This is a genomic window from Paenibacillus sp. 01T442 (assembly GCF_056398345.1).
The window spans coordinates 92,889-109,116 of sequence record NZ_JBFTPF010000004.1 but is presented as its reverse complement, the minus strand read 5'-3'; the positions used below and the strand labels follow the sequence as shown (position 1 = coordinate 109,116).

Here is a 16,228-nt window from a genome sequence, read left to right as displayed (position 1 = left end):
ACACTAAACACTAAAGGGCGGCTACGTATGACAACACCTGACCATGAATGGATGACGACCAAATTTCGCGGAATCAAGAATGTCATTTCCTCCTACTTAACGCAGGTACTGCCTCAATTTCAGATATCACCGATTATGATGTATGTCTTGGAGTATCTACGCAAGCATCCCGACTGCATCGCGGTGGATATGGCCAACGAATTCGGGTTAACCCGGGGAGCGATTACACAGCTATTGGATAAAATGGAGGAGCAAGGACTACTTGTCCGCAAACCCCATCCGACCAGTCGCCGCAGTCATCTTCTACAAATGACGGATAAAGGGAACGAGCTCATCATTCACATTCTCGCTGCGTATAATAAGAAAATCGAACAGCTCTTTACTTCTTATACAAAAGAAGAGCTCGCGGCATTGCAACAGCTATTAGCTAAAATGCCTGTTTAAAGAAGCTGTAACCATAAGTAGATTCTTCTACATAATGGACAGCTTTTTTATATGTCTTACTAGTAGAGCTGCTTCCTCTTCCAACTCATTAAAATTAGCCGAAACAGACTCCGAAGGGGAACGAAGATGCCTTATTAGGCCGTAATCAGACGAAACGAGAACTAAGGGGAACGTAAAGGCACTACAGGCTCAATTTTCGTGAGTTATGAGAGTTTTCAAAGAAATAAGATACGGTAGTTCCCTTACGATGACGATTTCACCTATTTTTCCGCAAATAGAGCATCCTCGTTCCCACTACATTGGTGGACTTGTGTGACAACCCTTTTCATCTTCCTCTTGACGAATTCGGCTTTCAGGTATATTGTTTAGTTTCTAAACAGTTAAACAAATAAACACATAAGGAGTTTATCGTATGCATAAAATAATGGCTATTACGGGGGCATCCTCAGGTATCGGACTTGCAACCGCCTTGAAGTTTGCCGAGCTTGGCTGGACCGTCTATGCAGGTACGCGTAATGTCGCTCGCGATCAAGAGCAGTATAGTGGTATCTCAAACCTTCATTTTATGGAAATGGAAGTAACGGATCCCGCTTCTATGGAAAAAGCCTTCGGCGAGATTGAAACCAAGCATGGTCATCTCGATGTACTGCTTTGTAATGCAGGTTTTGGTTTTCTGCGTGCGCTGGGGCAGGCGACTTTCGAGGAAATTCAAACTGTATTCGATACGAATGTATACGGAGTGATGCATACAATTCGAGCAGGCCTTCCCTTGCTTCGGAAATCGGATTCGGCTCATCTTATCGCGACAACGAGTGTTGGCGGCTTGGTCGGTCAACCCTTCAATGAAATCTACTGCGCTGCAAAATTCGCTGTAGAGGGATTGCTTGAAAGCTTAGCTACCTACTATAAGCCTGCCTTTGGTATTGATGTCACACTTCTGGAGCCTGGTGCGATTGCGACGAATTTCAATGCTACGGTACTGGGGCACGTGCAGAAAACCGGCGGCATCTTGGAAGATGACTACAAACCGATCATAACGCAATATTTGGATAATTTCTCCAAACGCAATACCGTGCCGCAAACCTCAGAGTCTGTTGCAGATGTTGTCGTTAAACTCGTCACGGAGATGGATCCTAAGCCGCTTCGTCTTCGCACTTCTGAGCAAGCGGAGGCTTTCGTGCAATATAAAGTGAGTCAAGATCCAACGGGTCTTGCTGGGATGTTGAATACACGTAAGCTGCATTTGAATATGTAGGCAAAATAAAAGGCTACGCCGTCCTTCAAGGACGGGAGCGTTTATGGAGAAATACAGGAAAAKGGACTGTACTTGAGAAGTACGTCCCTTTTTGTATACGCCAGCAGCCACGTTGGCGCTCCTCTCTCGTGTAGGGATGCGGGCAGCCATGGCTAAACACTAGAGTAACTGTAGTTTGTACAGCTAATTTCACGTCTACTTCGTGTTTCCATAATTTAACTGGAAATTATCCATGTAATTTCAAGATTTCAAGTGAATGCAGATGAAATTCAATGATCTAACAACATAAATTCCATCTAATCTTGAAATTTGGAGGAATTTGCGAGAATTAACTGTATGTTTTCCATTTAGCCGGGGTGGGAAAGCCGAAATCGGATAAAGTGGAGAATGAACCTTTCTATATACACCACCCCACAGTGGCATTGTCCCTGGGGTGGTGTTTTCTTATCAACACACAATTTCCCACAATGTTACGATAGGATGTCCATAATCTTTCGGTACAGTAAGGGTGTAAGGGAAATCAACCATCCCTGCATGCTACATAAATCGAAAGGAGTTTTCAAACTATGAAAACAACATGGAAAAAACGCGCCGTTCAAACAAGCCTGCTAGCTATTATGACAACCATCGCATTCGGTGCAGTAAGTGCATCTGCGGCAGATACAACAACAGAAGCGAAGCCTACTGGGGCTATCCAAATGGTAAAGGCTGTTGGAGCAGTGCCAGCCCTTCACTTCCGCTCTTCGAGTGCAGGCTTGCTTAACCAACCTGCTCATGAGCGCAACTATTTGAAAATGCTAGCCACTACGTACGCACCAGATACCCTGACTGACTGGAAGAAAGCGCTAGACGATCGAAAGCAAGCAGAAGCGGATCTGCCAAAACCCACTTTCGCTAAAACAGTAACCATTTCCAAAGAAGATGCAGATGGCAAAATGCAAGTATTCCCATCTTCGGATGCTACATTCACAACGTCCTTAGAAGGTGGAAAAGACATCGAAGCTTTACCTCTACTACCTGCTCTCACTGCTGATGAGCTGAAAAACCTACCCGAAGGGGTAGCAGCTACCACCAAAGGCTTCGTTACAAGCATTACGAAGTCCGATGGGACAGCTCCAGAGCAGATTACCCGTCTTCTTCCAGTTGAGGATGGAGTTGCGAGTGATATAATGATAGCAAAGCCTGTAGAGTCTGAAAGCATGAAACTTCAACAAAAATTAGCAKAGGCGGTAGAAGCGGATGATGCAAATGCAATCCGTGCGATCTTGCCGGATTTATTGAAGGATTTTGTAAAGGGAACAGAAGACATGCGTGACATGACTAAAAAAATCAAAGAACAGCAAACGGAAGCTGAGAAAAAATAAATAAGCATGAAGTATAGTGGAACCGATCGCACAACATGGCGAATCGGCTCCACTTTTCCACATGTTAAAAGGCTTGGAAGGCGTGATATACGATGTATAGCATCTTTTTAGTAGAAGACGAAGAACATTTAAGAGGCGTACTTGGCGCCTATTTGGAGAAAGAGGGGTGGCAGGTGCGTTCGTTCCCCGATGGAATCTCAGCCAGAGAAGCGATCTCGGAGCGGCCGGACTTGTGGGTCCTCGATATCATGCTGCCAGGCGTGGATGGCTTCCAACTCATCAGAGAGATTAAAGCCGATCAACCCTCACAGCCCGTGATCTTTATCTCAGCTCGCGATGCCGATATCGATCGCATCATTGGTCTTGAGCTTGGGAGCGACGACTATTTGGCGAAGCCGTTTCTGCCACGCGAACTAGTCATCCGCTGCCGCAAGCTGCTAGAGCGCGTATACGCACGGCAAGGGAACAGCGTGCTGACAGCCTCCATGGAGCGCCGCGCGCAGCTTACTACGCTAGCTTCCTACACGATCGACGAGCCCGCTCGCACCGTAAGTGATAATGGTGGCACCACACTCGATTTGACTTCGAAGGAATACGAACTGCTGCTCTACTTCGTGCAGCATCAAGGACAGGTGCTCGAACGCGAGCAAGTGCTGCGCGCGGTTTGGGGCATCGACTACTTCGGCACCGATCGTGTCGTTGATGATTTAGTACGCAGACTGCGCCGCAAGCTGCCCGACATGCGTTTAGAAACCGTATACGGATACGGGTATAGGATGGTGAAAGCATGAGTCTTCGACTAGGCCAGTGGCCGCTCGCCATGAAATTATGGGGAGCATTCGCCGCATTAACCCTACTCATTTTCACACTGCTCGCGGTGTTATTGCCTTGGACGTTAAAGGGATTTTTCACGGAGCAGCTTTATGATATTTTGATGGATACCCAAAGTGGTCTCCAGATGGAAGCAACAAGAGTTGCGAGTCCTGTTTTCGCTATCCCCCTATCACCACAGCCTATGAACATGACTTCAATCTCAGGATCCGATCCATCGCTTGGAAGTCGCGTCCTAGTTGTCCCTAACGCTGACGGAAGCAGTATCATGCAAATGGGAGCTTCATCGAGCGCTTCTGCTCCCACAATGACCGAAGTTTCTAAGCTTTCCGCCCAGATAACAGCTCCTTTTGAAAGCACAACACTGACCGGCCCTTCCATTCGGCATTTTACGATCAGTGGCACACAAGCAGCGGAGGCCGTAGCAGCAACAACACTCCGTCCTGCAGAGCCGTTCATGGCAGCCATGGAGAAAGATGCGCTGGCCCAGATGCAGCCCGTTGCCAAGTATACGCGCAGTATTGATAATAACAGTATCTTTTATGTCATCCGCAAAGAGATCGTCCAAGGAGCACCCAACTTTATCGTTTCCTACGCTTGGGGCAACTACCGCAATGATCTCATCATGTCGATGTTCGTCCGACTGATCCTATTGATGGTTGGCCTTATCGTGATCAGCTGGCTCCCCTGCTTACTGCTGGCTCGGTATTTCACACGTCCGCTCGTTCAGATGGAGCGCCATGTGGGACGTATGGCCGAACGCGATTGGCATGAGCCCATCGACACGGGGCGCCGTAAAGATGAGATTGGCCGCCTAGGCAAAGCCATTGAATTGATGCGGCAGCGGCTTGTAAAGCAAGATCGTGCGCAGCAATTCTTCCTGCAGCATACGTCGCACGAACTAAAAACACCGGTCATGGTGATCCGCAGTTATGCGCAATCCATACAAGATGGTGTTTTTCCCAAAGGCACGTTAAGTGCCAGTTTAGGCGTCATTATGAAAGAAGGCGAACGCCTGGAGAAGCGCATCCGCGATCTGTTATTACTGAACAAATTGAATTATTTTACGGCCAAAGAGAAGCCTTTCCATGCTTTTGAAATCAAAGCAGTCATCGAAGATGTTGTCGAACGACTCCGTTATAAGCGTCCTGAGATCACCTGGGAGCTGAACCTAGCTCCTCACACGCTCCATGGAGATCAGGAACAATGGAAGATCGCTTTGGAAAACATGCTCGATAATCAGCTTCGTTATGCCGAAACTTGCATTCGGATCCGCATGAGTCCCGCTCCTCATTTTGGAATTAGGATGAGTAACGACGGTCCGCTGCTCGATGAGACAATCGCGGATAATCTGTTCGAGCCTTTCCGCACCGGCGGCAAGGGGCAGTTCGGACTCGGCCTGGCTATTGTGAAACAAATTATGGATCATCATGCGATGAGCGTTCAGGCTAAGAATGAAAGTGACGGTGTCACTTTCACCATTTTACCTGCTGACGATACGGTTCGAGGCTCCGAGACATAGCACGAAGTAGCAGAAATAAATAGCTGCATAAAGGACCGTCGTCGTAATCACCGGAATGAGGATCTCACCGCTAATCAGCTTGATCGTCGTCAGCGCCCTGAGAACCATGATACTATGCGCAACACCTAGTATTAGCGGCAGCATGAATACGAACAGGGTCTGTTTGGCGATCGTCGTCCTAATTTCTTTGCGGCTGACACCGATTTTGCGCAGCATCGCATAGCGCTCTTTATCCTCGTTCGCATCCGTCAGCTGTTTGAAGTAAATCATACAGCCCGTCGCAGCCAGGAAGACAAGTCCTAGGAAACCAAGCGTGAATATGTCCATGCCTGCTGACTCCATGTTTTGGCGATATTGATAATAGTAGGAGGACAGCCCGTACTGCTCTGTTTTCAGCTTCATTAGGGAATTAGAGGTCAGCTTCGTTGACCCTTGATTCTTAACAACATACCCTTTGTACGTCACTTCTTCTGATCCTGGGACCAGCTTGGCATACAGGGAATCACTGACGATGAAGACGAGATCGGGGAAGCTCCATGGCAATATTCTTCCTACGATGAGTTGCTGGACCGTTAGCGTTTGCTTGCCCCCCTGAGTATTGAAAGTAATCGTGTCTCCCTTCACTTCATTCAAGGTGAAGGTCGAATATCTCGGCTGTATGACCGCGATGTCTTGATCTTGGAGTACCACTTGACCCTCTCTATTCAACACCTCTGAGGTACGATTGTACATGGAGGCTGACACCATCTTGATTGGAACTGAACTTGGCGAGTGACCTGATGGACGATAGTAGAAATTCGTCACGTCCGCCGTAACTCGTATAATCGGTACATCTAGCTTGGCTTCGATTGGATGTTCTGTATCCTGCTCCAGCATAGTGCTAACTTGCCCATCGAAGCTTGCACCTTGTGATATGTGCATGTAGCTGAAAGGAGCTTCTTCCTCTGCTTCTTTGGTGATCGTGAAATAGGAGCTTGAACCCACTGTAACGACACAAAGCGTTAGCGCACTGAGCAGCGCAATCATCGTGAACATTCGCGTATTTCCACGAATGCGATAAATCAATTGCGCTGTGGAGATCATGTTTATGCCTTTATAGTAGCGAGACTTCGTCTTTTGGGCGATTTTCAAGATATAAATGAGTGCATACCGGAATAGCAGATACGTGCCAGCGATCAAGGTGCCGAAGATAATGAGGAGGTTCCGTCCCAACTGGGCAGAAGTCGCCATAGGCTGGAACACTGTCCAATAGCCGAGAATCAATAGGGCCATGGCCAAAACTGCTGAAAATGCCGATGGCTTCGGTACCTGCTCCCCCTCTTGCTCTGCCTTGAACAATTCCACGAGCTGAAAGCGATAGATCAATCGGTAGCTATGGATCGAAGTAACGACGATGATGATGGCAAATACGATTAGTGTGTTCACAATCGCCTCAGAAGAAATACTGAAGCTGACTTCAACGGTTGAATCCAGCAATTTGAGGAACATCATCGCAAACAGCTTGGACAGTAACGTCCCCAGCACGATACCTACTGCAACGGCGCCAATGCCCATGATCATATTTTCATAAAATAACATGGTGCCTATTTTACGCTTCCTCACGCCAAGCAACGCGTACAAGCCTACTTCTTTCTTCCGCTTTTTGGTGAAAAACGAGTTGGAATACCAGATAAACACCGCAACGAACAGGATGAGCACGATCGAAGCTTGTGTGAAAACGGACTTCATGCCTTCCCATTTCTGCATATTCGCCGCAATCTCCTCACTGTAGCGCAAGGAAACGAACGTATAGTAAATCACGACACTGAAAATCATCGAGATGAAATAGATCAAATAATTTTTCAGATTACCGATGACATTCCTTCTAGCCAGACTAAATAAGGTCACTTGCCCCACCCCCTAGCACCGAGAGCACATCCATGACTTTGTTGAAAAACTCCTTGCGCGAAGCGTTCCCCTTATTTAACTCCGTGAATAATTGACCATCTTTAATAAAGACAACACGTGTACAATAGCTGGCTGCGAAAGCATCATGCGTCACGATGAGAATCGTCGATTTATCCTGCACATTCAAGCTCTGCAAGCTTTCCAGAAGCTCTGTCGCAGACTTGGAATCCAGCGCCCCTGTCGGCTCATCGGCCAGTACGAGACTGGGGTTCGACACGATGGCGCGGCATGCGGCTGTTCGCTGCTTTTGCCCTCCAGAAATTTGGTAGGGGTACTTATCCAGCAACGGGTCAATGCCGAACTTCTTGCTGATCACCGCTACGCGGCGCTCCAATTCAGCCACATTCATTCTTGCTAAGGCAAGCGGGAGAATGATGTTCTCTTTCACAGTCAACGTATCCAGCAAGTTATAGTCCTGAAAAATGAAGCCCAGCTTGTCGCGGCGGAAGTTCGCCAGCTCTGCCTCCTTCATCTTCGTAAGACTAATCCCGTCAACGATGATTTCCCCTGAGGTTGGCTGATCGATCGTGGCTAACATGTTTAGCAGGGTTGTTTTGCCCGATCCAGACGGGCCCATAATACCTACAAATTCACCTTGCGTTATGGTTAAATCGATATCTTTCAGCGCTGTAAATACATTGCCTTTGGTGCCGTACACTTTCTTCAGTTGTTTCGCTTCCACGATCGTTTTCATATCGGTCATTCCTCCAATTAGCATGGTTTGATTCCTGATACCTCTATCCTACTATCTCCGGGACCTTGCAACCATCGAAGTAACTTACAACTCCTCAGCCTTACCTTACAATTTTGTCATGATTATGCTACCATTTCTGATGAAGTGGTATAATCGGCTCATTCGTCCCTTGAGGAGGCATCGACTGTCTGTGAAAATTATGATCGTGGAAGATGATAAAACGATACGCGATACGGTGGCTGAAGCCCTTGGCCGCTGGGGCTTTGAAACGATTATTATCGAACAATTCGACGCGGTGCTCACCGTGTATGTGAACGAAAATCCCCATCTCGTGCTGATGGACATTAATTTACCGGCATACGACGGATTCTATTGGTGCCGCCAAATCAGGGAAGTTTCGAATGTCCCCATTCTCTTCCTCTCGTCTCGTAATACACCAATGGATATGGTCATGTCGATGAATATGGGTGGCGATGATTTTATCCAGAAGCCTTTCTACACCGACGTCCTCGTGGCCAAAATCAATGCCCTGCTGCGCAGAACCTACTCCTACATGGAGACATCGGCTAACGTAATGACCCATAATGGCGTCGTCCTGAATTTGAAAGATGGTGACATCACTTGTGGGGATCAGAAAACAGAGCTTACCCGGAATGAATTCAAAATTCTCACCATTCTCATGCAGCATCAAGGCGCTATCGTCAGCCGAGAGCAGATGATGCGAGGCCTCTGGGAGGATGAAAGTTTCGTTGACGATAATACGTTAACCGTTAATATTACCCGCCTGCGCAAAAAGCTTGCTGAACTTGGACGCGATGATTTCATCACCACCAAGAAAGGGCAAGGGTATATGATCCCATGAGCTTTCTCTCCTATTTGAAGGATAAACGATATTTCATAGGAATGTATGCGGTGACGATGCTGTTCATTTCAATGATCATGCTTGTCAGTGTAAAAGGGCAGGCCGCCCTTAATAATATCACCTATACGAATGCGGGCTGTTTTCTATTCGCTGCCTTGTATATAACCTTTKGCTACTTCTATCGAAAGTCCTTCTACAAGGAGCTCAATGCATTTCTTGGCAAAAACCAACATCAAGATTGGGCCATCGCGGCGATGCCCGAACCTCAAACCAACGAGCAAGAGCTTTATCTACAGCTGTTAACGCAGCTGTCTAAGGATCAAGCCAACGAAACGCATCTCCTGCAAGCGGAAATCCGCAATCACCGGGAGTTCATCCTCTCCTGGATCCATGAAGTGAAGCTGCCCATTGCAGCCAGCCGTCTCATTATGGAGAACCGCGCCGGCAAAACTGCGGAATACCTCGTAGACAAGCTCGAGGACGAGCTTAGCAAGATCGATAGTTATGTCGAGCAAGCGCTTTACTACTCGCGAATCGACTCCTTCTCCAGAGATTATTTCATCTCGGAGTTGTCGTTAACTACCCTAGTGAAGGAGAGCATCAAGAAAGTAGCCAAGCTGTTCATCACCAAACGGATACGTCCGGATATGGAGTCGCTGGCCCTGAGCGTGAACAGTGACAGCAAGTGGCTGGGCTACATCGTGAACCAGATCATTGCGAATGCTTTGACCTACACCGACAATGGTGGCAGCATCACCTTCCGTTCCGAGGAAACCGACTCGGAGAAACGACTCATCATCCAAGATACAGGGATAGGGATCGATGCCGCTGATCTAGGCCGCGTGTTCGATAAAGGTTTCACCGGGAAAAATGGCCGAACACACAGCCGCTCGACCGGAATGGGACTCTACTTAGCCAAACAAATGGCGCTGAAATTGGGTCATGATCTATCCATTACCGGAGTGGTTGGCAAGGGGACTACGGTCACCATTCATTTCTTGAAAATGCAGCATTATAATGATTTGCGTTGATGTTATAAGCAGAAAAGCCTCCAAACCTGGATGTCAGGTTGGAGGCTTTGTGTGGTTGGCCTCATATTGGCCACAGGAAAAGGGAACGTAGGTGCGCTAATTGATCAATAACGAGGTGCTTATCGCGTGAAGGGGAACGTCAGTACACTATTCTGCCTTTACTACCTTTATGTCCTCCCAAAGTAGAAGAATAGCGCACCCTCGTTCCCTTTCAAACCCAAACAGCTCATAAATCGTGAAATAGCGTATCCTCGATCCCTCTCTGGTTAGTTAACCCCATAAATGACCTACTAACTAGAAGGGACTATGGTGGGGAGGGTGACCCTCCTTCGCCTGAATCACATTTCTGTTGTATCTACAACAGAAAGACCGAGTTACATAGAACGAGAAGCCTCTATTCTAGCTGCTGGTTGCTCGTGCTTTTTCAACAGGGACAAGAAAATAACCACGATAGCCACGACACCAATGATGCCTAACGTCCACATCGGACTACTCAAATTCAAGTTCTGACGGAAGTAGAACAAATCGCGAAGTCCTTCCGCCGAGAAACGAAGCGGCAGCCATGCGTACAGCCAGTCTTGACTAAATGTTGGCAATAATTCCACTGGCAGGGAAAGCACCGGAGCGCCGAAGAAGAACACGAGTACGAATAACGGTACACCTTTTAAACCAAGCCAGCTGACAACGGCCGTTTGCAACGAGAAGAAGGCAAAACCGACATAAGTAAGGAATAACCCCATTTCCCAATAACTTGGGATGGTTAAGCCCAACCATTTACCTGCTACAAGTAGAATACTGGCAGCCGAAGCCGCGGTGATGACGACACCACTAAGCAATTGGGACGCTTGAATACCAAAGCGATGCGCGCGCGAGCCCGTTTGTGTTGCTTTGCCAGCGGCCATGAAGAGTAACAGCGTTGTCACCATGGCTCCAAACCAAGCAAGTTGGGTCAATACAACAGGTGCATTCCCATTCGCACTGTTCGTGCCAACAGCATTTATGTTCTTGCTCGTGACAACAATCGGTGATGCAAATGCTTTAGTTTGGTCTACTGTGAGGGTGCCGCCTTTTTGACTAGCTTGTGCTAGCAGCTGCTCTCTAACTTGACCGTTAACACCGTTAAGGATCTGGGTCAGAACACCGTTCGCCATCGTAGCTGCGGTATTATTCATCCCTTGGTTCACGTATACGGTTACGGATGAAGCTTGTGGCTGAGGGGATAATAAGCTCGCTAACTTATGGCTGAAGTCTGCCGGAATGATGATCGCCGAGTAGGCTTGCTCTCGATCCATCGCATCGATCGCTTCTTGTTCACTGGCTAAAGTCGCCCATTTGAGTGGAGATACGGTGTCAGCTTGTGCTGGGGAGGCGGTTATCTTCTCCTGAATCAGCTTGCCGAAATTCATTTCTTGCCCGGTTGGAAGCTTCTCACCCGTATCCAACTGAACTAACAGCACGGGCAGATTCTTTGGAACAGGATTCACCGTCGAGCCGAGTTGAGCAACCCCTAGTAAAAGAATAACAAGGAAAACGACAATAATAGCTAGATACGGATGTTTCTGTTTAAAAAAATGATTCATTGTAAAGCCTCCTTTGATTTATAATTTCATATATTTCATTCAACGTTGTGTGAACGAAATTACTAAAAAAGAATCACTTTCTCCAAAGTGATACGGTGAAAGCGACCATATTTTTCAAATAACTATCGACATCGGTTTCTATCATATTCACTGCTGTGAATTGTCCGAGAACGGCCATCATACCAACGGAAATAACTTGTTTGGCAGCTAAACGGAAGTCCATCTCTCGGATTTCCCCAGCCTCAGCTCTTTTCGTCAGAGCTTCCGTTAACGCCTGGTGGCGCTGCATGATTAGCTGGGTCATAAAATTCTTATCCTCAGATAAGATATTATCTGAATCACGCAGCATAATTTTTATAAAATCCGGATCCCCAACAAGGGTGCTCACCAATCTTGAGATAAACAGATATAACACTTCTTCCAACGGCTGGCCTGGATGGATCCCTTTAATTAACTGGTCCATAAGCTCCATGCGATCTCGCTGAGCCTCATGGAAAATGGTCTCCAATATCTCCTGCTTTCCCCCTGGAAAATAGTGATACAACAAGCCATCTGTGATCCCGATATGCTTATTCATTGCGCGAATCGACGTCCCGTGATAGCCATGCTCGGCAAACAGTTGCTTAGCACCCAGTAAGATTTGCTCTCTACGTTCGGCAGCCTGAAGATCGCGGCTTGTTTTGGGCACTCTTTTCATACATATAATCTCGCTCTCATTGTTTCATTCAACGATCGTGTAATGAATTATAGACCACTTTTTTTGTAAAAGCAAGTGGTTGGGATCACTACTACTAAAGTCTAACGACAAGAAATTACCCTCATTAGCGACAAGAAAATCCCTACAAACATCAAAACAACAGAATTTCACCTCAAGAAAATCCCTACAATATGTGCAATAACAAAAATCACGACAAGAAAATCACCTACAGTATGTGCAGCCATTATTAAAAAGAATAGCCAAGGGTTGCCTCTGCAGGGTTTCTATGTAGCTCTTCCCTATTACACGCATTAGTTATGGTGAGCACTCTATGTAATGCGACACGACGGTTACTACAACCGGCGAATAAGTTCCGAGGAATACCAACGCTTCGCGAACCGAAATTAGATTCATTACACGGACTACTTATCCGAAAATGATGTGAACCAATACAAAAACACAGGTACAATTCAGCTGTTTGCAAATGGTAGCAGAAGATCAAATTACTCTATGTACCCTAAAGACAGAGAGGGAAAATTTGTGTGCTTTCATCTCTCACATGAGAACAACTCGGATGAGCCAGATTTCAATTCGTTTTGGAATTCCCACTGCACGGAATCAACTCAACTTACTTATAAAATCATTATACCTATGAGTGCAATTCAACATCGTAATATCTATATAAGACCTCATGATAATGCTGTTTCAATTGAAGGGGACTACACGGGGCCTGCACACTTATCAACCGACTTCCCTTGGTACAATAAAAAGCTATATCTCTTAAAATCCCTGCACATGCTGTATAAGCTCTCACTTCTCGTTTGGCCTACAGCATCTCTCCAAATGATTGGTGATGTCCAGGATTTACTCAATAAGGTAAAGAAAAATACAATCGCACAATAAGGAATGAGGAGCTGCTGGAGATGCGGCTCCTCTTTAAGTTTTTTTAGGGAAGCATGGCTGCGAGCAATGTGAGCGGCGGTTTAAAGAACACTTGGGTATGGTTAAGATACAATAATTTCTGCAACGCAGCAGCAGTAACCTCATGCGTGGGCAGCTGTTTGTTGTTCTGTATCGCTTGCTACGGAAGATAGTATCGCTACATAGCTACTTGTTATTAAAATATTTGAGCAATAAAGCTATTTTCTATCTTCTTTTGGAGTTTTCATCATACCACAAACTAGTTATACTTTTTAAAGTAATATCTTGAGCTATACTAAACTCTGACTTCAAATTTTGTAAATTATCAGAACTGTAAGAAAGGCTTTTAACTTTTTTTGTTGTAGTATCTAGAACACCAATTTCTTCCCCCTTTCCATCTACACGTTTAAATATTACATACCGTTCATCCCAAGCAATCTCTAAAATGTTTGGTTTTACTACTTGTTTATCATCATTATTCCATTCAGCAATTTCATAAGGTCCTTCTAAACTGACCTGAAAGACATTAAATTTGTTTGGCAAAGTAATATAACCTCTCATTTTTTTATCGAGATCGAGAATTCCTTTGTAGAATATCAAAAAGAGAATTACAATTAATATGGTAAAACCTAAAATTAAGAATCCGACTATTTTACCAATTTTGTTGAGCTCATTATTTGTCAAATTCATATCACCCCAACAAATAAATATTCTAACTACAGGACTGTTATACCACCTAAATATATTATAAGGGTCGTACAAAACCCAATGTAGTCATAAAAATAATATCATAACAAAAGCAGAAGTAAAACTTGAGTTATGATTATTTGGACCAGTTCGAAGAAAAACGAATGAAATCTAAGAGCAAAACTATAGAAAAAATGGTCTGTTGTCATGCAACATTCAACGACTTAACTGTCCGCAAATAATAAAGTATTAGACTGAAAATAAAGTGTTAGACTCAATAATAGTTATAGACTGCGAAGCCTTATAGAATGCGGGTTTCTGTTCCATTAGGTCCCGTTGTCGCCACAGCGGACATTACTTAGTCTAATACTTATTTTCATAAGCTGACCATTTTATAACTCAGAAACCGCGCCAGTTCAACGATTCCAGTCTAATACTTTATTTTCATCAAACATTAACAATACACCTTTTCATTGCACTCGAAGACCTTAACTCTGATTAGATTCATCGAGTGCAATGATTTAGGCTTTACTCATAGAAAATACACACATTCTTTCATGATAAATTGATGAATGCAACTCATTTTTATTGTGTATAACTCTTTATTTACCGCATTCAGCAGAGTTAGTTTCTGGTATAAACAGCTACGTTATAAGGAACAATTGCTCCTACATTTTGCGCACTAACGGCATAATTAACTACTAAACTAACGAAATTGCTTGGAAGAGTTGAAACTTCTCCACTCGTATAAGCCCACGGTTCGAAATTATATAAATCAAAATATCGAGTATAAATAGTCCACAAGCCGCCACTTTTCTCAGCTGCCATTAAGTAAGACATGTTATGGTAGGCTAAAAACATATCTGCAATCCCTACAAAAGAAAAAAAACCTTGATTTTACAAGGTTTCGTTGTAGGTACTTTCTTGTCGTTAGACTACTAAACTACAACAACAATCATTTCACAGCATCCATCAGTTGCTTATATTCCTTCGCGTGGTAAGGTCCGCCTTCTTTCATAACGGTCCATAACGGATCTATGTCTTCTTTCATCGACTGCATCATGTCATCGTGCCATTCATTCAGCAAATAGACAGCTTTCATATGGATATCGCTTCTTTCTTCAACAAGATTGTACTGTTCGTAGGGATCATTGTCCAAATCAAACAGCATATCTTTGGGAAATCCGTGATACCCGTCGTGATACGTTCGGATATATAGCCAATTCTCGAATCTGACGCTTCGCTGACATACATGTGCGCACTGGGATACTACCAGATAAGGTCTGCCTGTCTGTGTACCTTCCGTAATACTTTCTGCATAGCTCAAGCCATCCCATGACTCAGGTTTCTCCGTATCAAGCAAGCTTGCCAGTGTAGGGGCGAGATCAAGTTGATAATGGAGACCTTCGTCTACATTTCCTTTAAGGCCACCTGGCCAGCGGAAAATCATTGGAATTCGGCAGGTCCCCTGATCCGCTGTTCCATGCTCGGAGTAAATGCCTAATTCCCCCATATTCTCCCCATGATCCGCACTAACTATAATCGCTGTATCCTCCAATACACCCAGCTGATCAAGCATGTGCAGCACCTGGCCGATATGTTCATCCATATAGCGAATTGCGCAATCATAATTGTCAATAATCGTCCTTAAATCATTATGCTCCTCGATCATTTGGCTATGCCTTGGATGTCTGTAATAATGCGACTTGGCAAGCTTATTCATATCTTCAATACTGTGCTGCCCATTTTTGAGCTTGTGCTGTTGAAACACCTCTTCTGTGATCCAGGCCGGCATGGGTTCGTCAACAAAAGGATTGCCTACGTGGTCTGGCGTTCTATACGGCGTATGTGGGTCCCAGAAATTCAGATGCAAGAACCAATCTTCTGTCTTCGCATTATCTTCTAACCATTTGAGTGCGATCGGCAGCACTTTTTCCGCCGATTCTCCACCTTTATCCCCCACATTGAAAACCTCATTGAACCCTGCATTAAACGTCCATACGGAATGTCTTTCTGCAAAGGTACTGATCGATGCCGTTTTCATGCCAATCTTGCGCAATACGCTAGGAAGGCTCTCCGACGCTAATCGATCGCTGAAACCGCGCTCCATTCCTTCGCGTCTCATATCCGCAGCTGTCCCGCCGTGTCCGACAACGCCTGTATGGATGCCGAATTTGCCAGACATTAAAGCTGTTCTCGATGGCATACACGGCGCATCCGAGCAGTAATAGTTGTTAAATCTAACACCCTCGGCTGCGATACGATCAATATTCGGTGAGGTCGCACGATGGTAACCATAACAGCCGAGATGATCAGGACGCAAAGAATCTAAATCCAAATAAAGGATTCTCATAAATTATGTAACCAGCCTTTCACTTCTGTTATTGTACATG

At 45.4% G+C, this 16,228-nt stretch carries 13 protein-coding genes; 7 read left to right on the top strand and 6 right to left on the bottom strand.

Annotated elements, in window-relative coordinates; genetic code table 11:
- Nucleotides 1–27: 27 nt before the first annotated feature.
- From AC1DLM_RS06010 to AC1DLM_RS05990, 5 genes are all read left to right on the top strand, one after another.
- Nucleotides 28–444, top strand: coding sequence for a MarR family winged helix-turn-helix transcriptional regulator (locus AC1DLM_RS06010; protein WP_441989383.1), 417 nt, complete (start codon nt 28–30; stop codon nt 442–444).
- Between the two features lie 412 nt (nt 445–856).
- Nucleotides 857–1,699, top strand: coding sequence for an SDR family oxidoreductase (locus AC1DLM_RS06005; RefSeq protein ID WP_441989382.1), 843 nt, complete (start codon nt 857–859; stop codon nt 1,697–1,699).
- Nucleotides 1,700–2,265: 566 nt separating this feature from the next.
- Nucleotides 2,266–3,063, top strand: a complete 798-nt coding sequence (locus AC1DLM_RS06000) for a hypothetical protein (protein ID WP_477569416.1) — start codon at nt 2,266–2,268, stop codon at nt 3,061–3,063.
- Nucleotides 3,064–3,155: 92 nt separating this feature from the next.
- Nucleotides 3,156–3,854, top strand: coding sequence for a response regulator transcription factor (locus AC1DLM_RS05995; protein ID WP_477569415.1), 699 nt, complete (start codon nt 3,156–3,158; stop codon nt 3,852–3,854).
- Entirely contained in the window at nt 3,851–5,416 is a 1,566-nt protein-coding gene (locus tag AC1DLM_RS05990) for a HAMP domain-containing sensor histidine kinase (RefSeq protein ID WP_441989379.1), read from the top strand. Before AC1DLM_RS05995 ends, AC1DLM_RS05990 begins: the two co-directional genes overlap by 4 nt.
- On the opposite strand, the gene AC1DLM_RS05985 is transcribed toward AC1DLM_RS05990, so the two are convergent.
- On the bottom strand, nt 5,378–7,303 hold the full coding sequence (locus AC1DLM_RS05985) for an ABC transporter permease (protein WP_477569414.1): 1,926 nt from the start codon (nt 7,301–7,303) through the stop codon (nt 5,378–5,380). The genes AC1DLM_RS05990 and AC1DLM_RS05985 overlap by 39 nt on opposite strands.
- Complete coding sequence (locus tag AC1DLM_RS05980) at nt 7,290–8,057, bottom strand: ABC transporter ATP-binding protein (protein ID WP_441989377.1); 768 nt, start codon at nt 8,055–8,057, stop codon at nt 7,290–7,292. The genes AC1DLM_RS05985 and AC1DLM_RS05980 overlap by 14 nt, the downstream gene beginning before the upstream one ends.
- A 190-nt stretch (nt 8,058–8,247) precedes the next feature.
- Here AC1DLM_RS05980 and AC1DLM_RS05975 point away from each other — a divergent pair, with 190 nt between their 5' ends.
- Nucleotides 8,248–8,919 (top strand): response regulator transcription factor, encoded by a 672-nt coding sequence (locus AC1DLM_RS05975; protein ID WP_441989376.1) that lies wholly within the window; start codon nt 8,248–8,250, stop codon nt 8,917–8,919.
- Nucleotides 8,916–9,950, top strand: coding sequence for a sensor histidine kinase (locus AC1DLM_RS05970; protein ID WP_477569413.1), 1,035 nt, complete (start codon nt 8,916–8,918; stop codon nt 9,948–9,950). Before AC1DLM_RS05975 ends, AC1DLM_RS05970 begins: the two co-directional genes overlap by 4 nt.
- A 374-nt stretch (nt 9,951–10,324) precedes the next feature.
- Here the strand turns inward: AC1DLM_RS05970 and AC1DLM_RS05965 are convergent, their stop codons facing one another.
- The 4 genes from AC1DLM_RS05965 to AC1DLM_RS05950 form a co-directional block, all read right to left on the bottom strand.
- A complete protein-coding gene (locus tag AC1DLM_RS05965) occupies nt 10,325–11,530 on the bottom strand; it encodes a YhgE/Pip domain-containing protein (protein WP_477569412.1) in 1,206 nt (401 codons plus the stop codon).
- Nucleotides 11,531–11,603: 73 nt separating this feature from the next.
- Nucleotides 11,604–12,227, bottom strand: a complete 624-nt coding sequence (locus AC1DLM_RS05960; protein WP_477569411.1) for a TetR/AcrR family transcriptional regulator — start codon at nt 12,225–12,227, stop codon at nt 11,604–11,606.
- Between the two features lie 1,146 nt (nt 12,228–13,373).
- Nucleotides 13,374–13,832 carry a hypothetical protein gene (locus AC1DLM_RS05955; RefSeq protein WP_441989372.1) on the bottom strand — a complete coding sequence of 153 codons (459 nt, stop codon included), beginning with the start codon at nt 13,830–13,832 and terminating at the stop codon, nt 13,374–13,376.
- 958 nt (nt 13,833–14,790) lie between these two features.
- Complete coding sequence (locus AC1DLM_RS05950; RefSeq protein WP_477569410.1) at nt 14,791–16,188, bottom strand: sulfatase family protein; 1,398 nt, start codon at nt 16,186–16,188, stop codon at nt 14,791–14,793.
- Between the last annotated feature and the right edge of the window lie 40 nt (nt 16,189–16,228).